At 63.3% G+C, this 20,386-nt stretch carries 21 protein-coding genes and 1 pseudogene; 13 read left to right on the top strand and 9 right to left on the bottom strand.

Annotated features, from left to right (window positions below; genetic code table 11):
- Positions 1–351: 351 nt before the first annotated feature.
- Positions 352–1,503, top strand: coding sequence for a sulfite oxidase (locus NKH02_RS31545; protein ID WP_352883587.1), 1,152 nt, complete (start codon positions 352–354; stop codon positions 1,501–1,503).
- 5 nt (positions 1,504–1,508) lie between these two features.
- On the top strand, positions 1,509–1,691 hold the full coding sequence (locus NKH02_RS31540; protein WP_352883585.1) for a hypothetical protein: 183 nt from the start codon (positions 1,509–1,511) through the stop codon (positions 1,689–1,691).
- 15 nt (positions 1,692–1,706) lie between these two features.
- Here the strand turns inward: NKH02_RS31540 and NKH02_RS31535 are convergent, their stop codons facing one another.
- The 4 genes from NKH02_RS31535 to NKH02_RS31520 all read right to left on the bottom strand — a co-directional run bounded on the left by NKH02_RS31535 (position 1,707) and on the right by NKH02_RS31520 (position 4,328).
- Positions 1,707–1,856, bottom strand: a complete 150-nt coding sequence (locus NKH02_RS31535; protein ID WP_010910556.1) for a hypothetical protein — start codon at positions 1,854–1,856, stop codon at positions 1,707–1,709.
- A complete protein-coding gene (locus NKH02_RS31530) occupies positions 1,853–2,194 on the bottom strand; it encodes a DUF2934 domain-containing protein (protein WP_352883583.1) in 342 nt (113 codons plus the stop codon). The genes NKH02_RS31535 and NKH02_RS31530 overlap by 4 nt, the downstream gene beginning before the upstream one ends.
- Before the next feature lie 107 nt (positions 2,195–2,301).
- The gene (locus tag NKH02_RS31525; RefSeq protein WP_352883581.1) at positions 2,302–2,904 is read right to left on the bottom strand and encodes a BA14K family protein; all 603 of its coding nucleotides are present in this window, start codon (positions 2,902–2,904) and stop codon (positions 2,302–2,304) included.
- A 284-nt stretch (positions 2,905–3,188) separates the two neighbouring features.
- Positions 3,189–4,328, bottom strand: a complete 1,140-nt coding sequence (locus tag NKH02_RS31520; RefSeq protein WP_352883578.1) for a KamA family radical SAM protein — start codon at positions 4,326–4,328, stop codon at positions 3,189–3,191.
- Between the two features lie 167 nt (positions 4,329–4,495).
- On the opposite strand from NKH02_RS31520, the gene NKH02_RS31515 reads away from it, so the two are divergent.
- Both NKH02_RS31515 and NKH02_RS31510 read left to right on the top strand, forming a co-directional pair.
- On the top strand, positions 4,496–4,708 hold the full coding sequence (locus tag NKH02_RS31515; protein ID WP_352883592.1) for a hypothetical protein: 213 nt from the start codon (positions 4,496–4,498) through the stop codon (positions 4,706–4,708).
- 49 nt (positions 4,709–4,757) lie between these two features.
- A complete protein-coding gene (locus NKH02_RS31510; RefSeq protein WP_502913880.1) occupies positions 4,758–5,132 on the top strand; it encodes a LysR substrate-binding domain-containing protein in 375 nt (124 codons plus the stop codon).
- Between the two features lie 52 nt (positions 5,133–5,184).
- Here the strand turns inward: NKH02_RS31510 and NKH02_RS31505 are convergent, their stop codons facing one another.
- Together NKH02_RS31505 and NKH02_RS31500 are read right to left on the bottom strand one after the other, a co-directional pair.
- Positions 5,185–5,397 carry a tautomerase family protein gene (locus tag NKH02_RS31505; protein ID WP_352883576.1) on the bottom strand — a complete coding sequence of 71 codons (213 nt, stop codon included), beginning with the start codon at positions 5,395–5,397 and terminating at the stop codon, positions 5,185–5,187.
- A gap of 95 nt (positions 5,398–5,492) precedes the next feature.
- The gene (locus tag NKH02_RS31500; RefSeq protein WP_352883573.1) at positions 5,493–6,233 is read right to left on the bottom strand and encodes an SDR family oxidoreductase; all 741 of its coding nucleotides are present in this window, start codon (positions 6,231–6,233) and stop codon (positions 5,493–5,495) included.
- Positions 6,234–6,332: 99 nt separating this feature from the next.
- Between NKH02_RS31500 and NKH02_RS31495 the strand changes: the two genes are divergently transcribed.
- Positions 6,333–7,226, top strand: a complete 894-nt coding sequence (locus tag NKH02_RS31495; protein WP_352883571.1) for a LysR family transcriptional regulator — start codon at positions 6,333–6,335, stop codon at positions 7,224–7,226.
- Positions 7,227–7,263: 37 nt separating this feature from the next.
- Here NKH02_RS31495 and NKH02_RS31490 read toward each other — a convergent pair whose 3' ends face one another.
- From NKH02_RS31490 to NKH02_RS31480, 3 genes are all read right to left on the bottom strand, one after another.
- The gene (locus tag NKH02_RS31490) at positions 7,264–8,559 is read right to left on the bottom strand and encodes an HlyD family type I secretion periplasmic adaptor subunit (protein WP_352883569.1); all 1,296 of its coding nucleotides are present in this window, start codon (positions 8,557–8,559) and stop codon (positions 7,264–7,266) included.
- A gap of 9 nt (positions 8,560–8,568) precedes the next feature.
- Positions 8,569–9,828, bottom strand: a complete 1,260-nt coding sequence (locus NKH02_RS31485) for an ATP-binding cassette domain-containing protein (protein ID WP_352883567.1) — start codon at positions 9,826–9,828, stop codon at positions 8,569–8,571.
- Between the two features lie 133 nt (positions 9,829–9,961).
- A complete protein-coding gene (locus NKH02_RS31480) occupies positions 9,962–10,972 on the bottom strand; it encodes a hypothetical protein (RefSeq protein WP_352883565.1) in 1,011 nt (336 codons plus the stop codon).
- Between the two features lie 661 nt (positions 10,973–11,633).
- Here NKH02_RS31480 and NKH02_RS31475 point away from each other — a divergent pair.
- The 8 genes and pseudogenes from NKH02_RS31475 to NKH02_RS31440 all read left to right on the top strand — a co-directional run bounded on the left by NKH02_RS31475 (position 11,634) and on the right by NKH02_RS31440 (position 20,267).
- Complete coding sequence (locus NKH02_RS31475) at positions 11,634–12,329, top strand: response regulator (protein WP_352883563.1); 696 nt, start codon at positions 11,634–11,636, stop codon at positions 12,327–12,329.
- A gap of 182 nt (positions 12,330–12,511) precedes the next feature.
- Positions 12,512–15,115: a bifunctional diguanylate cyclase/phosphodiesterase gene (locus tag NKH02_RS31470; protein ID WP_352883589.1), complete on the top strand. Its 2,604-nt coding sequence runs from the start codon at positions 12,512–12,514 to the stop codon at positions 15,113–15,115.
- A 213-nt stretch (positions 15,116–15,328) separates the two neighbouring features.
- Entirely contained in the window at positions 15,329–16,051 is a 723-nt protein-coding gene (locus NKH02_RS31465) for a hypothetical protein (protein ID WP_352883561.1), read from the top strand.
- A 62-nt stretch (positions 16,052–16,113) separates the two neighbouring features.
- Positions 16,114–16,215, top strand: a pseudogene (locus NKH02_RS31460) (glutathione S-transferase family protein); the annotation flags it as partial.
- 206 nt (positions 16,216–16,421) lie between these two features.
- Positions 16,422–17,282: an FAD binding domain-containing protein gene (locus tag NKH02_RS31455; protein WP_352883559.1), complete on the top strand. Its 861-nt coding sequence runs from the start codon at positions 16,422–16,424 to the stop codon at positions 17,280–17,282.
- On the top strand, positions 17,282–17,758 hold the full coding sequence (locus tag NKH02_RS31450; protein ID WP_352883556.1) for a (2Fe-2S)-binding protein: 477 nt from the start codon (positions 17,282–17,284) through the stop codon (positions 17,756–17,758). Before NKH02_RS31455 ends, NKH02_RS31450 begins: the two co-directional genes overlap by 1 nt.
- Positions 17,759–17,760: 2 nt before the next feature.
- The gene (locus NKH02_RS31445) at positions 17,761–20,022 is read left to right on the top strand and encodes a xanthine dehydrogenase family protein molybdopterin-binding subunit (protein WP_352883554.1); all 2,262 of its coding nucleotides are present in this window, start codon (positions 17,761–17,763) and stop codon (positions 20,020–20,022) included.
- The gene (locus NKH02_RS31440) at positions 20,022–20,267 is read left to right on the top strand and encodes a MoaD/ThiS family protein (RefSeq protein ID WP_352872815.1); all 246 of its coding nucleotides are present in this window, start codon (positions 20,022–20,024) and stop codon (positions 20,265–20,267) included. The genes NKH02_RS31445 and NKH02_RS31440 overlap by 1 nt, the downstream gene beginning before the upstream one ends.
- Positions 20,268–20,386 lie beyond the last annotated feature (119 nt).

Below are 20,386 nucleotides of genomic sequence, written 5' to 3'. Positions count from 1 at the left end.
CGTCCGTCAGTACAAATCGCGCCATTCAAAGCTTGAATCACAATCAGGCTCAAAGTGGAATCCTGAATCTCAACAGGCCCTAGGCAGCAATGGCACCACAGGAAATCGGTCTGCCACAAAATTGTCATGACCCGTCCAAGTTGTGGACACGCCCCTTTCAAAGGCGCACTCTTGGGTTGCGAAACGCATGCTAGAGTTTCGCCCAACACATGCTTGAGGTGCGTCGGTGATTATCTGACCTATCCGGATACTTCCGGCTGGGCATGACTTCCATTGTGTCGCCTATCCGTGATCGGGCTACGGCCTATCGCACGTTGCAGCCTGTTCCGGATCAACTGGGAGGTAAACAACATGCATGGCATTCAACGCAGAGAACTTCTTGTTCAAGGAAGCGCGGCTCTTGTCGCGATCGCTGCTCTTTCGCGTCGCGCCTACGCTTTTCCAGCACAGGCGGGCGAGGAAGTCGTTCCGTGGCTGGATCAGCCGACCGAAAACCCCAATCCGGAAGGTATCAAGACGCAGCTTGTCTGGGAGGATCTGGATAGCTGGATAACGCCAAACGACAAGTTCTTCAGCATCTCGCATTTCAATCGACCGACGATCGACGAGAAGACATGGTCCATGGAGATCGAGGGCCTGGTCAAGAAGCCCCTGAAGCTGTCGCTCGCCGACATCAAGGCGCGGCCGCGCAAGGAGGTGGTCTTCACGGTGGAATGCTCGGGTAACCACGGTTTTCCCTTTTTCACCGGCGGCATCGGCAATGCCCGCTGGGCAGGGACGCCGCTGGCGCCGATCATCGAGGAAGCCGGCGTTCTGGAAAAGGGCATCGAGGTCGTCTTTTTCGGGACTGACGAAAGCGAGGTCGCAATACGCGACGTCAAGATGAAGCAGAATTTCGCGCGCAGCATGTCGCTCGCCGACGCGATGAGCCCCGACAATCTCCTCTGCTATGAAATGAACGGCGCCGCCTTGCCGGCGGCCAACGGTGCCCCGCTGCGGCTCATTGCTCCGGGCTGGTACGGGATCGCCAACGTCAAGTGGCTGAAACGCATCGAGGTTCGCGACACAAGGTTCATGAGCCTTCTGATGGCCCGTGACTATGTCACCATCCGCGAGGAAGACCACAATGGCGAGACCGTATGGGCCGAGACCTCGGTGGGCCGGGCGCTGCTGAAGTCGGCACCCGCGAAGGTCACCAAGAAAGGCTCGGACTACGCCATCGTCGGAGCAGCCTGGGGGGCACCGATCGACCGGGTCGAAGTGCAAATCGATCAAGCGCCCTGGGCGCCGGCGACCATCGACCACAGCGAAGAGGCCGAACATGCCTGGAAAATCTGGTCCCTGCCCTGGGCAAATCCCTCGCCAGGAGAACACAAGGTGACCTCGCGCGCGGTCAGCACCACGGGACAGGTTCAACCGGCAATGGACGATCCCCTGATTGCCAAGAAGCACACATACTGGGAGAGCAATGGCCAGGTGACGCGGCGCGTCAAAATCGGTTGAGAACCATGGAAGCCGATGCGTCGCGAAGCCTGCAAGAGGCCAGCGACCTGGCGAAAATTGTCATGCCGACGCCGCGCGGCATGACAATTTGGTCAGCGGTGCATCGTGCGCTCCAACCCTCGCGCCGCGAGTTGAACCTCGCGGGGCTGGGTGCGGCTGTTCGGTACGTGAAGATCTCGCGCGGATGATTGAATGGGCACCCCTCAATGCCGCTTGAAATACTGCACCTCCTTCTCATGCTTCTCCGCAGCCTCCCGCGTATCGAACGTGCCGAGGTTCCGCCGCTTGCCGGTCTTTTCGTCCTTCTTGCGTGAATAGAGGCGGTATTTTCCGTCTTTCAGTTTTCGGATCATTTCGCTTGTCCCTCATCAGGGCTCCGCCGCCTTTTGGTCTTGAGGGTGCGCGCGGCTTGCTCGACGGCGGCGCGGTCGTGGCCCAGCCGGTCGATCAGCGCCTGCGCCTCGTCGCCCGATATGCCGGTGCGCACCGCCAGCGCCTCGACTTCCAGCACGTCGGTGCTGGCGATCTCGCCGGTTTGCGCGTCGCCCGCCGTCAGCGGCAGCGCTGCCTCCCTGTCGATCTCGGCCTCGGCCTGGTGCCAGTGCCGCTCGGGATCGCCATGCATCCTGCCTTCTCGTTCCCAGATCTGGTATGCGCGCTCACGAATCCTGTCGTTCCGGTCGTCGTCCATGTCTAGGGTCCTCCTTGGGTCAGGGATAAACGCCGCGCCAACCCGAACGATCCAAAAAATTTCGTGACGGGATCGCGCCATGCCCTGCGGCGCGCGGGCTCGGCACGCTATTGGCATTGCCGTCTCGGTCCGCCGGAGTATGGCTGGTAGCTGTTGTCTTCCGGGCGGTAGGAACGGTAACGGCTGAAGCAATAGTCGACATGGTCGGCGGAAAGCTCGGCGCCGCCGTCGTCGGCTGCGTAGACGCCCAACCCGGCGCCGGCGCCATAGCCGGCGGCGGGCTGGGCGGCGCGGTCGGCGACGTCGAGATAAGGCGAGATGCAGGGGCGCTGCTGCCCGCTATAGGACAGGTAGCTGTTGTCGTCCGGCCGGTAGGAACGATAGCGGCTGGCGCACCAGGCGAGATGCGGAGGCGGCAGTTCGGCCGCGCCGGGCGCGATGGCGCCGGTGACGGTGGGGTCAGGTGCCGTTTCCCGGGGCTTGGCGGCGATATCGGGGGACGCGGACTGCTCGGCCGGCAAGCGCTCGAGGCTCTGCGCCGCCTTGTTCACCGGCCGCGCTTTTTTGGTCCACAGCTCCGCCACGCTGACGGTGGCAGATGCCTGGCGCGGCGGCTTCGCGGCAAGCAGCCAGACGGCGAATCCCAGTCCGCTAGCGAAGATCGCAAGGGTCAGCACGAAGCCGCAGACCAGTCCAAACACCGCCCTCACGACACACTCCTTAAGCTGCTGCTTATAGAATGCGGGGCCTCAAGGCTGGTTCCAGAGAAACGCCGGGGCGACGCCGGCGGACATGATCACGCAGCGGCTGACCGCAACGCCGGCGTTCTTCCCGCAACGCTGGAGATTGGCAAAATCGCCGATAGCAGCACCTTCTCTCCGTCACTATACACGGGGAGAGGATGCCGGCAGGGAGGTGAGGGGCGGCGCAGACGCTGGCCATTATGAACGGTCGCTATGACGCAGTAGGATTATCCGGTGGAAGTTTCCTGGCGTCACGAGCCGGCAGTCGGAATCTTCGAAGCCTCCTGCGCGCCAACGATCTCCGTATACTCCCTCACCGCCCCATCCAGCCCGCGCAGCCGCCAGCCCTCCACGTCCCGTCCCTCGACATAGCAAGGCCCGATCGGCACCTTGCCGCCACCTTCCGGCAGGTCGAGCACATAGACTGGGTTGCAGATGCCCGACAGCCGCGCCCGCAGCGCGCCGGCCAGCGCCTGGCCCTGCGCGATCGTCGTGCGCCGGTGCGCCATGCCACGCGCAAGGTCGCCGTGGTGCAGATAGTAGGGCTTGACGCCGAGCCGGTACATCAGCTCGCGGCAGAGCTCCTCCAGCACCTCGACCGTATCGTTGATGCCCTTGAGCAGAACGCTCTGGTTGAGCAGCACGAAGCCCGCCTGGCGCATCGTCCGGCAGGCTGTCTCGGTCGCGGGCGTGATCTCCCGAGGATGGTTGAAATGGGTGACGATTGTGACCATGAGGCGGCCCTGCAAAGCCGCGACCAGCCCCGGTGTGATGCGTGAGGGCAGCGCCACCGGCACGCGCGTGTGGAGCCGCAGCAGCCGCACATGCGGGATCGCCTCGATGCGCGCGAAGATTTCGGCCAGCGCCTTATCGGGCAGCGACAGCGGATCGCCGCCGGTCAGGATCACCTCGCGGATTTCGGAGTGATCGGCGATATAGGCCAACGCCGGCTCCAGCGCCTCGCGGGTATAACCCCTGCCGATCGAGGTCAGCGATTCCTTTCGGAAGCAGAACCGGCAATAGACCGCGCATTGATAGGTTGGGAACAACAGCACCCGGTCGGCATGGCGATGCGTCAGCCGCGGCACCGGGCTGAATTCATGGTCGGCGATCGGATCGTCGAGTTCACCCTCCTGCTCGACAAGTTCGTCCGGCGACGGGATGACCTGCGCCCGGATCGGATCGGCCGGATCGTTCCAGTCGATCAGGTCGAGATAGGCTTTGGGGACGCGAACCTTGTGGTTCGCCGCCGCGCTTTGAGCCGCCGCGCGCTCGGCGGGCGACAGCGGCAGGGAGACGAGATCGCGCACATGGCGAACACCGGCGCGGATTTCGGCCTGCCAGGTGGTGTCCGGGGCGGGCGCGTCGTGGAGGTTGGTGTCTGAAGGCATCGGGGTTTCTCGAGTGGTGTGCTTGGAGCGGACCTATCGGGCGGATGGCTGGTGAGGTCAACCATTGACGATTGGCGAAAGCCGAGGCGCGAGCGTCCCTCGCCCCGTTTACGGGGAGAGGATGCCGGCAGGCAGGTGAGAGGCAGCGCCGACGTGGGGAAATGAGAATGATTTCACCTAGAGCCACGCCGTCCTTCGACAACGCAGGACTAACCGTCAAATTGTCGACCTCCGCCACAATTTCGGGCAAGCTCTCACACGACAGCGCCGCATGGGGAGATGCGGCGCTCGACGAGGTCGAGGATTGCCCTGAGGTTGCGACCATCCTTGCTCTTGGCGACCCCTTGCCGGCCGGCGACATCGATTTCAGCGCCGCCTGAAGAGGTCTTCCCTGTCTGCAGCCCGGAGCTGCTGCAAGGCGAACATCCGTTGCGCCTGCCCGGGGATCTCAGGCATCACAAACTGATCCATGACGCCTTTCGCATCGACTGGGCGACATGGCTGCAACATGCCGGCGTCGGCGACGTCGACCCCAAGCGCGGCGTGCGCTTCGATTCCGCCACCTTCGCCGTCGGGGCCGCGGTGCATGGCGAAGGCGTGCTGCTCGGCCGAAGCGCGCTGGTCTCGGCCGATCTGGCGGCGGGGCGGCTAGTGCGTCCCTTCGACCTCGCGCTGAAATCCGCCTCGCGCTACTACGTCGTCTACCGCGACGGCTCGCTGCGCCAGAAGAAGATCAGGGCGTTCCGCGACTGGCTGTTCGCCGAAGTGGGGACCGATTGGATTGGGGCGACGAAAGACGGCTGAGGCAGCGAGGGGTCGTTTGTGAAATGACCCCTCTCCAAGGTCTGATCCGCAGCTATTCCTTTGCGCGAAAAACGTCCGGCACGACAAACACTTCGTCGGCCCGGCCATAGCCGCCATCGGCGACCTCCTCCACCAGCACCATCGTGTAAGGGCGAACGCCCTCGCCGAAAAAGTCGACGAACATGGCGGTCGTGCGATGGATGAGGTCTTCCTTCTGCGCCTTGGAAAGCGCGGCCTGCGGTATCTTGATGTTGGCGAATGGCATGGTGGTTTCCTTGCTGTGTGAGGTGGGTTTCAGGCTTTGGGATGGAGCAATTCGCCGAAGCCGCTGAAGCGCCGGTGATCAAGATTGTCTTTCCTTCAGATCACGCCGCCATTGGCGCGGATGATTTGTCCGTTGACCCAGCCGCTGTCCGGTCCGGCCAGGAACGAGACCAGCCCGGCAATGTCGTCGGGCTGGCCGAGCCGGCCGAGCGGGATCATCTTGCCGATGGCCTCGATCTGGGCCTCGCTCTTGCCGTCCGTGAACAGCGCCGTCTCGATCGGTCCGGGCGCCACCGCGTTGACGGTGATGCGGCGCGCGCCAAGCTCCTTGGCCAGGATGTGGGTCATTGCCTCGACGCCTGCCTTGGTGGCGGCGTAGACGCCGTAGCCCGGCTGGTAGAGACCGACGACGCTGCTGGAAAAATTGACGATGCGGCCGCCGTCGCGAAGCCGGCGCGCGCCTTCCCGCATGCCACGGAACACGCCGCCGAGATTGATCGCGACCTGCGTGTCGAACGAGGCGTCATCGGTCTGCGCGACCGGCGACGTCTTCATGACGCCGGCATTGTTGACGAGGATGTCGATGCCGCCGAACGCCTTCTCGCCAGCGTCGAACAGCGCCGCTATGCCGGCCGGATCGGCGATATCGGCCTGTACGGCGATCGCCTTGCCGCCGCCGGCTTCGATGGCGCGCACAAGCTCCTCGGCCTCCGCGCGTCCCCGTGCATAGTTGACGACGACGGCAACGCCGTCGCGGGCGAGCCGCTGCGCGATCGCGGCACCGATGCCCTTGGAGGCGCCGGTCACGATCGCCGTTCTGGTTTGATCATTTGTCATGGAAGTGTCTCCGCTTGATCACACGGATATAGGCCAAGCCACTTTCCGGATAATCAGCCGCCTGTTGACATCACTATTCGGAAACTGCGAACAAAGGCCATGGATCGGCTGGACACGATGCGGCTCTTCGTCCGCGTTCTGGAGCGGCGCAGCTTCACCGCTGCCGCGGCCGATCTCGGCCTGTCGCGTTCAACCGCGACGGAAGCGATCCGGCGGCTGGAAGAGCATCTCGGCGCCCGCCTCCTGGAACGCACGACCAGGCAGGTGAACGCGACGCAGGACGGCGAGGCCTACTATCGGCGCTGCCTGTCGATCCTGGCCGAGATCGAGGATGCCGAGGCCGCCTTCCGCAACGCCGAGCCCTTCGGCCTGCTGCGCATCGACGCCAGCACGTTGCTCACCCGCACGTTCCTGTTGCCGCGCCTGCCGGAATTCCTTGCCCGGTATGTCAGGATCGACCTGCAGATCGGCCAGAGCGACCGGCTGGTCGATCTCGTGCGCGAGGGGGTGGACTGCGTGATACGCGTTGGCGAGCCGCCCGACAGCGGCATGATCATGCGGCGCCTGGCTGTCATCCGCGAGATGACCTGCGCCAGCCCCGCCTATCTCGAGCGCCACGGCACACCCGCCTCCCCCGATGCGCTCGACGGTCACCAGGCGGTGGGCTTCGTCTCGTCGCGCACTGGCGAGACCCTTCCGTTCGAGTTCACCGTCGGCGGCAAGACCCGCGAGGTCCGGCTGCCGGGGCGCGTGGCGGCCAACAATTCCGACACCGCCGCCGATCTGGCCCGGCTTGGGCTCGGCCTCATCCAGGCGCCGCGCTATCGCTTCGAGAAGGACCTTGCCGATGGGAGGCTGATCGAGGTGCTGGCCGACTACCCGCCATCGCCGACGCCGCTGTCGGCGCTTTACCCGCAAAACAGACAGCTCTCGCCGCGCCTGCGCGTCTTCCTCGACTGGGCCTCGCGCATCTTCGCCGAGGCGGATCTTTAGGGTAAAGATCAAAGGGTTGGCGTTGCCGACCGTCTTCTCATTCCCTGAAAGCGCGGCTGATCTGGTCCTGCAGCGGCTTGACGAGGTAGGAGATCACGGTCCGGTCGGCGGTCTTGATGAAGGATTCGACCGGCATGCCCGGAACCAGCTTGACCTCGCCGAGGCGCGCCACCTCGGAGCTCGTGGTCGCGATGCGGACGGTGTAGTAGCTGATACCGGTGCGCTGATCGGTTGTCGTGTCCGGCGAGGTGCGCTCGACCGTGCCGTTGATTTGCGGCGTGGTGCGCTGGTTGAAGGCCGAGAAGCGCAGCGCCGCCGGCTGGCCGATCCAGAGTTGGTCGATATCGCTCGGCGCGATCTTGGCCTCGACAGTCAGGCTGTCGCTGTCGGGCACGATCTGCATGATCGTCTGGCCAGGCGTGATGACGCCGCCGATCGTATGGGCGATGGACTGCTGCACGACGCCGTCCTGCGGCGCGCGAATGTCGATACGCCTGAGCTGGTCCTCGGCGGCGATCTTGCGCTCCGTCAGTTCGCCGACCTTGCCGTCGATCTCGCGCAAATCCTTGTTGACGTCGGTGCTGAGCTCGAGGTCGATCTGGATGATCTGCAAATTGATCTCGGCGATCTTGCCTTGGGCCTGCGCCAGGGCGGCCGTCAACTGGCCGCGCTCGCCGTCGAGCCGCGCCGACTCGCGCTCCATGGCGGTCAGGCGGTCGATGGAGATCAGCCGCTTTTTCCATAGCGCGCGAATGCTGGCCAGTTCCTCCTCGACAAGCGCGATTTCCTGCGTCTTGGCATCAGCCTGGGCGGTGTCGCCGCCGATCTCCTTCTGCAGCTGGAGGATGCGCTCCTGCAACTGGCTCTTCTGACCGGAACGGGCCGCCCGCCGCGTCCCGAAAACCTGTTCCTCGCCGGCAATGATCTCGGCGATCGCCGGATCGCCGCGTCGGTCGAGAAGGTCCTGCGGAAAGGCGATGGCGTCGGCGCCCCGGCGTTCGGCATCGAGTCGCGCCTCACGCGCCGACAGCTGGTCGAGGGCCTTGGTGACGACGGCGAGATTGGCCGCCGGCATGGTCGGGTCGAGGCGCACAAGCAGCGCGCCGCGCTTGACGCGATCACCGTCACGCGCAGCGATCTCGCCGACGATGCCGCCGGTCGAATGCTGCACATCCTTGACGTGGGAATCGACCACCAGCACTCCCGACGCGATGACCGCTCCCGAAATCCGGGTCAGCGAGGCCCAGCCGCCGACGCCGCCGACCAGCAGAGCGACCGCAATGAGGCCGAAACGCATGTAGCGTCGAATGGATTGGTGGGAGGGACTGAGCATCGTGGATCCTCACTCACCCGCCGCCGCGACAGGCGGCGGCGCCGGCTCTTCGGTGGCGAGCCTGAGCCGCGGCACGGCGGCCACCGCTGGTTGCGGCCGTGGAAACAGCTTGGCCAAAACCTCGTCCTTGGGGCCGAACGCCTGGACGCGGCCCTGATTCATGGCGAGGATGAAATCGACCGTGCCGAGCGCGCTTGGCCGGTGCGCCACGAGCACGACGATGCCGCCGCGCTGCCGCACCGAAACGATCGCCTGGAACAGCGCCTGCTCGCCTTCGGCGTCGAGATTGGAATTGGGTTCGTCGAGCACCACCAGGAACGGATCGCGATAAAGCGCGCGGGCCAGCGCGATGCGCTGGCGCTGGCCGGCCGAGACAGCCTCGCCGAGTTCGCCGATCTGCGTCTCGTAACCGTCGCGGAACCCGACGATGAGATCATGCGCGCCGGCCGCCTTGATCCTGGTTGCGGAATTGACCGGCCCGCGCGTGAGACGTCCGGCAACGATGGTTAGCAACACCAGCACTATCGCGCCCAGCAGAGCGACCATGCCGAGAACGACATGGAAGGCAAAGATGACGATCAGATAAAGCGGTATCCACGGCAGATCGAACAAGGCAGTGGGGCCCGCACCTGAGAGGAATCCGCGAACGCTATCGAGGTCGCGGATGGGCTGATTGCCATCGCCGGTATGGCCGATCTTCAGCGGCAGCCTGAGAACACTCGCATAGATGCGGGGACCTAGTGCCTCGTCGAGAGCGCCGCCGATGCGCACAAGGATGCGGCCGCGAATGAAATCGAGCAGCCCCTGGCCACCGTAAAGAATGACGAGGAGGAGACTGAGGCCCACCAGCGTCGGCAGGCTGCGGCTCGGCAGTACCCGGTCGTAGACTTCCAGCATGTAGATCGAGCCGGAGAGCATCAGAATGTTGATCATGCCGCTGAAGAGCGCGATGGCGACAAAGGCCGAACGGCAGGAGCGCAGCGCCACCGCAAGCTCGGAACGCCGAGGCGAAGCACCTGCCTTCTTGCGCGAGCCGCGGCCCGCGACAGCTATCGAGTCGGCACCATTGGCGGTGCGGCGGCGGTGGCTGTCGATAATCCGGCCCACAAGCAGCACGATGCCGACAATGAACATAGCTAATATGATGAACATAAGGGATAGCGAGCCCGTCAGCTTGATCGGAACCGGAAGCGCCCCCGCGAACAACAAGGCGCCGGTCACGAGACCGATGCCAAGCAACTTGAGCACTGTGTTGAGCCAGGTAGACATTGTTACTGACACGCAATCCTGTACGCGCCAATCGGGCGCTCCCGCGGTTGTGAGCAACTGGCTGCTTTTGCATTTTGTATTCAACCGGAGCTGTGCTTCGGCGCAACTCCGGTTGAATACTTGTGAGCTGCGCTTAGACGTCGTGGTGGGTAGCGTGCAGTATGGTCGCGAGAGCGTCGACCGAATAAGCTCCTGCATCTCCCGATATCGTTGCGTCGACCTGAGCCTTCAGATCGGCAAGGACCGATGTGGCGTCTGTGGGATTGTTGCCGATGACGCCATCATTGTCGTTGTGATTTCGTTCATAGATGTACCAGTCCACAAACGAGGCACTGTGATCGGCGTCGTAGAAATTCAGCACCGCTGTTGCTGCTTCACGCACCAGGTCCTGAAAATCCCCCGCGATCGCCGGGCTCGTCGTATCGCCGGGCGCACCGGCACCATTTCCGAAAGCGACAGCCCGTTCGAACGTCAGATCTGCCAGATTCGCGATTGTGGGGTTCTGGCCTCCTGTGGACTGGTCGACCCATGTTCGGTCAATCGGGGCATCGAGGTTGAAGAAGTCGTCGAAACTGGTGCCGCCAACGGCAGCTGCGAACCCTTCAGAACCACTCAAAGGATGGGTCATCCAGTAACCGTGGGAAAGCGCCGTCGCCGGATCCGGAGCGTCGTCGTCCGGTGGCGTCACCACATGCGTGCCCTGGAAGCCGATCGACACTGTGGCCCAGCTCAGCGTGCCGTTGCCCAACTGAATGGCATAGGTAAAATTGATCGTCTCGTAATGATCCGCATCGATTGTCGCCATATGGTCCAGGAAATCCTGGGTTAATTTGACTCCGAACTGGCCATCCGCCGTGACCTGTATTTGGCAGCCGAAATCGGCCGCTTCCAGAGCATGATCCTTGTCGGAATCAAGCAAATCCGCAGGAGCAGGCACTTTCGTGCCGGTGCTTGCACTGCCCTCGCCATCGACCGAATAGAGCGACTTGGCCCCACCACCGAGATCATTTGCCATGACGTCGAACTTAAGAATGGTGTCCAGCGAATATGTGTCGTTCGTGGCGACGAAACTATCGCCTTGTGCCTGTGATGTATTGCTGAACGATACGGTGGTACCGCCAGCGGTTGCAACATTGGTAGCCATTTTACTTACTCCCCAACATGGCGCGCACACACACGTGTTCGCGCCTAGCGCCCTGAGGCGCGCCCCATTTCTGCCCACAAAGGATTTGTCGCCGCCCTTCACCCTTTGTTAACTAGTTCTTGCAACGCCATGAGGGAGCTTGTCCATATAACTTGGGTTATAGATGACGGCCGAAGGTTAATGCGCAGGCCGCCGCGACTTGTACCGGATATGTCTCAGATATATTCTAGGTATAACTTACGTTCCTTACGAACAATTTGGCTATTGTGCTCATCCATATTTGTTATTTCTTAGGTTTGAAAGCCTCATCCGCACCCTTTTGGCTGTCTAACCCATGCAACCCGTCATTTTTTAACCATCGGAGCGGGCAACCAGGCGTGGCAACATTAACTAAGTAGTTACTAATGTTTTGTGCGAGCGCAATGTTTCTGTCGTCATCGCTTCTCGCATCGAGGGCAAACTGGGCTTCCGCATCCACCGGGCAATAACCGCTGACGCGAACACCGCGGCGCCGGGTATCCTGTGGGACGCGCAAGGGAGAAGACACCGTGACTGAGCATGAGCGGCGACTGCCGTCACCGAATTCAAGCGACGATACCGCTCCGGCACGGCGCGACGTCGGCGACCCGGCGCGGGCAATCGAGCTGCTGGCGAGATGAATATGGTCACTACGGTTTTCGTCGCCGACGACCATCCGCTGCTGCTGCACGGCCTGACCGACCTGATTGCCCGCGATCCCGGTTTCCGGGTGGTCGGTTCGGCGCAGGACGGCACCGCCGCCATGGCGATGATCCGACGCGACGTGCCTGATGTCGCCGTGCTCGACATCAGCATGCCGGGACTGAGCGGTCTCGACATCGCCGCTGAAATCGGCAGGCAGGGCCTTGCGACGCTTTGCGTGATTTTGACGGTCGGTGCCTCGCAAGCCCAGCTCTACGACGCGGTCGCGGTTGGCGTTGCCGGAATCGTGTTCAAGGAGACCGCCGTCGAGGCGCTGCTCAGATGCCTCCACGAGGTTGCCGCGGGTGGCCGCTGGCTGCCGGCCGAGATTGTCGGCAAGGCCATGCACAACGAGGCGTCCCGCCGGACAAAATGGCAGAAACTGTCGTCGCGGCTGACCAGGCGAGAGATGGAGATCACCCGACTGGTAGCCACGGAGACGCCGTACGAACGCATAGCGTCCGATATCAGCATCTCCAAAGGCACACTGAAAATCCATATGAACAACATCTATCGCAAATTGGAGGTCGCCTCGCGTGTGCAGCTTTTGCAGCTCGCCGCCGACCAGATCGGACTGAGTGTTGCCGGCGGCTTTCGCGATCAATCCAATTTGGAAAGTCCGGTCAGCGACATGTGATCGCGCACCACCATGAGCACTGGTTCAGCCCGCGAGCTGAAATGCCCGCGGAGTTTGATACTGAAACTTCCCGTCAGCCTGGAAGGGCAAATTTAAGCGTTTGCTACTAGGATCGAGTGGGGGCTGCTGTTCAGGAAGGTGTTCGGGTCGAATTGGCCACAACGGAATTCAGTCTCGGCCGCGTGAGGCAGGCCATTTTTTCTTCCGCCAATTTGCCGGCGGCGATCGCTTTTGTCGTGCTCCTGGTCTGCGCCCTCGTTGCCGACCAGCAGAACAAAAGGGTCTCCGATCAACTGGCACGTGCCGATGTACTGGCCAAGGTCAGCATCATCCGCGCCAAGCTCGAAGGCAACATAAACGGCAATCTTCAGCTTGTTCAGGGACTCGTCTCGACCATCGTTACGGAGCCCTATATGGGCCAGCAGAGATTTGCCTCGCTTGCGCGCAACCTGTTCGGGCAGAAATCACAGTTGCACAACATCGCCGGCGCGCCCGACCTCGTCATCTCACTGATGTATCCGATGGAAGGCAACGAGAAGGCGATCGGGCTCGATTACCGCAAGAACGAGGCGCAACGCATGGCGGCGCTACGGGCGCGCGACCAGCGCGCGCTGGTGCTCGCCGGCCCGGTCAACCTGGCGCAGGGCGGGCGCGGCTTCATCGGTCGCATCCCGGTCTTTGTGCCGACCGCGAGCGGCGGCACCCGCTTCTGGGGCATCGTCTCGGCTGTGGTCGATGTCGACCGGCTCTATGCGGCGAGCGGGCTGACCAACCCCGATCTCGACATCGATGTCGCGCTCATCGGCAAGGATGCGCTGGGCGCCGGCGGTGAACGTTTCTTCGGCGGCGACAATGTCGTCGCCGGCAACCCCGTGTCCGCCGATGTGCAACTGCCTTCAGGCTCGTGGCGAATTTCGGCCATCCCCAAGGGTGGCTGGCCAGCGGCTCCGAAGAACCAGTGGACGTTGCGGTCGCTGATGTTGCTCGCCGGCGCGCTGGTGGTGCTGCCGATCCTCATTGCCGGGCGGCTGTTCGGCGAAAGGCAGAAAAACGACGCCGAGCTGAGGCGCCTGTCCGGTCGTCTGGAACTGGCGCTGGATGCCTCGGGCATCGGCGTATGGGAACACGACCTCGCCACCAACGAACTGGTGTGGGACGATCGTGTCAACGAAATCTACGGCAAGTCCGCCGACGGCAAGCCGCGCAGCTATGCCGACTGGGCGCAGGCTATCCATCCCGAAGATATCGAGCGTGCAAAACAAGATTTCGATTCGGCCGCGGCGAAAAAAGGCCCCTATTCCTCACAATACCGGCTCTTGCGCCCCGATGGCGCCATACGCCATGTGCGCACGCGCGCAAGCTTCGTTCAGGGCACTGGCGGCACGCCCAAGTTGATTGGCGCCGAATGGGAGGTGACCAGCGACGTGCTGCTCAACGAGAACCTCATTCGCGAGCGCCAGTTGTCGGAATCCAAGAACGCCGAGCTGAAGCTGGCCAAGGCACGCATCGAGCATGTGGCGCTGCACGATTCGCTCACCGGCCTGCCCAACCGCCGCTATCTCGACGAGATGCTGGCCGAAACCGGCGAACCCGACCGCCGCACGGCGATGCTGCATCTGGACCTCGACCGCTTCAAGCAAATCAACGACACGCTCGGCCACGCAGCCGGCGATGCCATGCTGGTGCAGGCTTCGAAGGTCATCAAGGCCAATGCCGGCTCCGCCGATTTCGTTGCACGCATCGGCGGCGACGAGTTCGTCGTGGTGACCCATGGGCGTGACGACGACGAGCTCTCGGCACTCGCCGACCGCATCATCGAGGAGATGCGCCAGCCGGTCGATTATCGGGGCCATCCGTGCCGGTTCGGGGTCAGCATCGGCATTGCCGCCAACAGCGGGGTCGACGTGAAGCAGTTGCTCGTCAACGCCGATCTCGCACTTTACCGGGCCAAAGGCCGTGGGCGCAACCGCTACGAGTTCTTCAACGAGGAGCTGCAGAGCGAGATCGTGCGGACCAAGCAGACCGCCGATGAGATCCTGAGCGGACTGGAGCGGAACGAATTCATCGCCTACTACCAGCCGCAGTTCGACGCCAAGTCGCTCGAGATCGTCGGCGTCGAGGCGTTGTCGCGCTGGAAACATCCGCGACGCGGCATCCTGGCCCCCGACGCCTACCTGAAGGTGGCCGAAGAGCTCAATGTCGTGACGCTGATCGACCGCATCGTCCTCAAGCACGCGCTGGACAATTTCGAGCGTTGGTCGCGCGCCCACCTCAATATCCCGCGCGTGTCGGTCAACGTCTCGGCCCGGCGCCTGGAGGACAAGGATCTGATCGAGGGCCTGCGCAAGCTCGCCATCAAGCCGGGAACCATATCGTTCGAGCTGGTGGAATCCATCTTCCTCGACGAGAACGATGATCTGGTCACCTGGAACATCGAACACATCAAGGATCTCGGCATCGATATCGAGATCGATGATTTCGGCACCGGCCATGCCTCGATCGTATCGCTGCTCAAGCTGCAGCCGCGCCGCCTCAAGATCGACCGCCAGCTGATCACGCCCATCACCGGCTCGATGGCGCAGCGGCACCTGGTGGAGTCGATCATCGAGATCGGCAAATCGCTCGGCATCGAAGTGGTTGCCGAAGGCGTCGAGACGATGGAGCACGCGCGCATCCTGAAAGAGCTCGGCTGCGATATCCTGCAGGGCTACTTTTTTGGCCGCCCGATGGAGGCCAAGGCCTTCAAGACCTTCGCCCAGTCTCGCAAATGGCTGGCCGCGGGTTGATGGCCACTACCCGATGGCGTGGGTCAGCGATGGCGCACTCTCGACAACGCTGTCCAAGCCGCGTCGCGATCGAACCTGAATAGCGGGTGAATCTGCCGATTGAACGCACCGGCCTTCGCCTCCGCGAGCTAAGGGAACTATCCGAGCATGATTTCGGTTGTTTTCTGTGCGAACTGTCATTCCACGGAGGCCCTTGGTGAGCGAAGATGAGACATGGATTCTGCAGGCAAGCAGCGCGGTTCCTTTCGAAAGTTGACGACTGGCATCGTAGCGGCGATTTTCACCGCCCCTGATCGGACATCCGAGCGAGGCGTGAGTACAAGCCCGTCGTCATTGGTTGCCGAGTGGCCGCTACCGCCATCGGCGACGCTTGGCTCGTCCCTACGATTGAAGGGGATCGAACGCGAAATTCGAGCTCGTCTGCCCTGGGCGGTGAGGACGTTTGTCAAGGCTGAGACGGGCCGCATTGTATTGCGTATGGCGCAAACCGACGCGGATGCGTTCCAGGCCGCGGGGGCAGCCATCTCCAGGACGCTGGAGGGGATCGAAGCACTGCCCGTGCTTCCGCGAGAGGCTGAAGACATTCTCACAATCTCCTCCCGCGAACGTCACAAGTGGCTTAGGGATGGCCGCCTGAAAAGCGTCGGCACGCGCACCGTGAAGATGCGCGGGCGATCCAGGGCCGTAACCTTCCATGTCTTCGATCCACGACACATCGAGGACATTCTCGATCGTGACCTGGCGACAGCCTGGAGGGAGGAAGATGCGCGGGAAGCCTCCGAAAACAGACGGCGCGGGGCAGGTAAGGCCGCCCTGACGCGAGCAGGAAAGCGGAAGGGCAAGGCCCGCGGCACCGGAAATTCGGGAAAGGATGATGCTTCACGGCCAAAGCTGGAAGGCTGGGACACGTTCGAGGCGGAAGGGCTGCTGCGCTAGAATCTCAAGGACGCACTCAGCGTCTGATGGGACTCGAACCGATCGGATTTGCTGACCGACTATCCAACCGCTCCGCCCATGTCGCCCGTGGCGAAGCGCGGCCGGCCTTCAAGCGTGCCTTCGAGGCTCAACTGGCGGTCTTCGCTGCCGCATCGACCGGCTGATGAGGGAGCCAGGCGAATGAGCGCACTTGATCCATGGCTGAAGTTTCCCCAAGTTCCTCTTCAAGCCGGTTCCTGCCACTCAGGCCGCACGCCAGTTCGGTCTATTTGCGCCCTCTGGCCCAATCGCCGCGGATCAGGAACCGGATAGCCATTATGAGGAGACTGTTTATAACGGTCGCTGAGATTGCGATAATCAAGGGGAGACGATGCGCTACATACGTCCGCTTTCAATCGAAGATGCCGTTGGCCAATTGGCCGGTTCGGCTGGCACGGCCGCCATCCTCGCGGGAGGCAGCGACCTCCTGGTCAGGATGAAGGGCGGTTTTGTCGAACCCGACCTGATCGTCGACATCAAGGCGATCGAGTCCTTAAGCGAGATCGGCGAAACGGCTGAAGGCTTCAGCATAGGTGCCGCGGTCCCCTGCGCCGTCCTGGGAGAGAGCGCGGCCCTGAAGAAGGCATGGCCCGGCGTCGTCGAAGCGGCCAAGCTGATCGGCTCGAAGCAGGTACAGGGACGCTGCACGATCACCGGCAATCTCTGCAACGCCTCGCCGGCTGCCGACAGCGTGCCGGCGCTGGTTGCGGCGGGCGCCAGGGCATCGGTCGTCGGGCCGGCGGGCAGGCGCACGATTCCCGTACAGAGCGTGCCGACCGGGCCGGGCAAGACCTCCTTGGCCAAAGGCGAGATCATCGAAGCGATCCTGCTCGACAAACGCGCGCCGCGTTCGGGCGATGCCTATCTGCGTTTCATTCCACGCACGGAGATGGATATCGCGGTGGTCAGTGCCGGCGTGAATTTGACGATTGACGAGCACGGTGTCGTCGAATCGGCCCGCGTTGCGCTGGGCGCCGTGGCGGCGACGGTGCTTCTGGTCGAAGAGGCCGCGGAGGTCCTCATCGGCTCCAAGCTGGACGAAGCGACGCTGGAGCGGCTCGCCAAGGTTTGCTCGGGGGCCTGCCGTCCGATCGACGACAAGCGCGGCACCATCGAATTCAGACGGAAGGTTGCGGGCGTGCTGGCCAAGCGGGCCGCCACGACCGCCTACGCACGTGCAGGAGGCAAATGATGGCTGGAGTTGCGGTTTCAACGACAATCAACGGCGACAGCGTCGAGTACCTTTGCCAACCGGACGAGACGCTGCTCGACGTCCTGCGCGATCGCCTGGGGCTGACGGGCGCCAAGGAAGGCTGCGGCACCGGCGACTGCGGCGCCTGCAGCATCATCCTCGACGATCGGCTGGTGTGCTCATGCCTGGTGCTCGGCGCGGAGGCTGAAGGACGGCGCGTCGAGACCATCGAGGGGATGGCGCATGGCGACAAACTGCATCCGCTGCAGCAGAAGTTCCTCGAGCACGCGGCGCTGCAATGCGGCATCTGCACGCCGGGCTTCCTGATCGCGGCCAAGGACCTTCTGGCCAAGAACCCCGACCCGACCGAGGAGGAAATCCGTTTCGGCCTCGCCGGCAACCTCTGCCGCTGCACCGGTTACGACAAGATCGTGCGCGCCGTCCAGGACGCCGCCAGCGTGATGAAGGGAGCGTGACCATGAATTTCGATCCGCGTTATTCGGCTCGCAACTTCGCGTCGGTCGGCACACGTCCGATCCGTCCCGACGGCGTCGACAAGGTGACGGGCCGCGCCCGCTACGGCGCCGACTTCAACATGGCCGGCCAGCTGGTCGGGCGCGTCCTCAGGAGCCCGCATGCCCACGCAACGATCAAGAAGATCGACACGTCGAGAGCGGAAAAACTCCCCGGCGTGAAGGCGGTGATCACCGCGGCCGACCTGCCCGACCTGACCGATGGCGATGCCGCCATGTACGACATCCTCGACAACTGCATGGCGCGCAAGAAGGTGCTCTATGACGGCCATGCGGTGGCCGCGGTCGCGGCCGTGGACGCCCGCACGGCCAGGCAGGCGCTGAAGCTGATCGAGGTCGACTACGAGATTCTGCCGCATGTCACCGACGTCGACGAGGCGATGCAGCACTCCGCTCCCCTCATCAACGACGCCATCTTCACCGAGGGCCTGGAGGAAAAGCCGGTAAAACCGTCCAACGTCACCAAGCGCAGCCAGTTTGGCCATGGCGATGTCCATCAGGGGTTCGGCGATGCCGACTTTATCGTCGAGCGCTCGTTCAAGACCGGGCAGACGCACCAGGGCTATATCGAGCCGCATGCCTGCGTGGCGAGCGTCAGCTCCGACGGCACCGCCGATCTTTGGGTCTGCACGCAGGGCCATTTCGTCTACCGCCAGCATTGCGCCCAGCTGCTTGGCATGGAAGCTTCCAAGCTGCGCGTCACCTCTTCGGAGATCGGCGGCGGCTTCGGCGGCAAGACCCATGTCTGGGCCGAGCCGGTGGCGCTGGCGCTGTCGCGAAAGGCCGGCCGCCCGGTCAAGCTGGTGATGACCCGCGACGAGGTGTTCCGCGCCTCGGGTCCGACTAGCGCCACCTCGATCGACGTCAGAATCGGCGCCCGCAAGGACGGCACGATCACCGCCGCCGAGGCGACACTGCGCTATTCCTGCGGCCCCTATTCCGGCATGTGGGCCGAGATCGGTGCCATGACCGCGTTCGCCTGCTACAAGCTCGAGAACGTCAAGACGGTCGGCTACGAAGTGCTGGTCAATCGGCCGAAGACCGCTGCCTATCGCGCGCCGTCGGCGCCGATGGCGGCGTTCGCGGTGGAAAGCGCGATCGACGAGCTGGCCAAGGAGGTCGGCATGGACCCAGTCGAGTTCCGGATCAGGAACGCCGCACAGGAAGGCACGAGATCCTCCTATGGCCCGGTCTACGGCCCGATCGGCATCGGCCCGACGCTCGAGGCGGTGAAGAGCCATCCGCACATGAAGGCGCCGCTGGGCAAGAACCAGGGCCGTGGCATGGCTTGCGGCTTCTGGTTCAACTTCGGCGGCCAGACCTGCACGGACCTCAACATCGGCATGGACGGCTCCGTCTCGCTCGCCGTCGGAACGGTCGATGTGGGTGGTTCCCGCGCATCGCTGTCCCTGGTGGCGGCGGAGGAACTCGGCATCGCCTACGAGCAGGTCAAGGCGATTGTCGCCGACACCTCCAGCCTCGGCTACAACGACATGACGGACGGAAGCCGGGGCACCTTCTCGTCCTCCATGGCGACGATCTCGGCCGCCCGCAACGCAATCAAGATCCTGCGGGAACGCGCCGCGCAGATGTGGGACATTTCCGTCGACGACGTGGTCTGGGAAAAAGGCCACGCGATTGCCAAGGGCGAGAAGCACGGCAATCTTGGGCGGCTGTCGCTGAAGGAGATCGCGGTCGAGTCGGGCAAGACCGGCGGACCGATCGCCGGCCACAGCGAGCTCGTCGCCGACGGCGCGGGCGTCTCCTTCGCCACGCATATCTGCGATATCGAGGTCGATCCCGAGACCGGCGCCACCAGGGTGCTGCGCTACACGGTCGTGCAGGATGCCGGCAAGGCGGTGCACCCGACCTATGTCGAGGGACAGTACCAGGGCGGTGCCGCGCAAGGCATCGGCTGGGCGCTCAACGAGGAGTATATCTACGGCAAGGACGGGCGGCTCCAGAACCCCGGCTTCCTCGACTATCGCATCCCGGTCTGCTCGGATCTGCCGATGATCGACACGCAGATCCTCGAAATCCCCAACCCCAACCACCCTTACGGGGTGCGCGGCGTCGGCGAGACATCGATCGTGCCGCCGCTAGCCGCGATCGCCAATGCGGTGTCGAATGCGGTCGGGGTGCGGATGACGCATATCCCGATGTCGCCGCCGCGCATTCTGGCGGCGCTGGAGGAACGGGCAGGCTGATGGTCGAAGTGACGCTCTGGGGATCGCTAGGTGCTGTCGCCGGAGGCAAGAACAAGGTCGAGATCGAGGCCAAGGACATAAGGGAGCTGTTCAGGAAGCTGGCTGAACAGTATCCCGGCCTCGAGCCCTTGATCGACAAAGGCATCGCCGTCGCCATCGACGGAACGATCTATCGCGACACCTGGTCGAAGGAATTGCCAAAAGGCGCCGAAATCTTCCTGCTGCCGAGGCTGGCAGGGGGATAATCGGACAACCGCCTCGCGGTCATCGACGACCAGGGCCTAGGGCCTGTTGAGATTCAGGATTCCACTTTGAGCCTGATTGTGATTCAAGCTTTGAATGGCGCGATTTGTACTGACGGACG

The sequence above is a fragment of the Mesorhizobium sp. M1396 genome (genome assembly GCF_040317725.1).
GTDB lineage: Bacteria > Pseudomonadota > Alphaproteobacteria > Rhizobiales > Rhizobiaceae > Mesorhizobium.
This window is presented reverse-complemented; position numbering and strand designations above follow the sequence as displayed.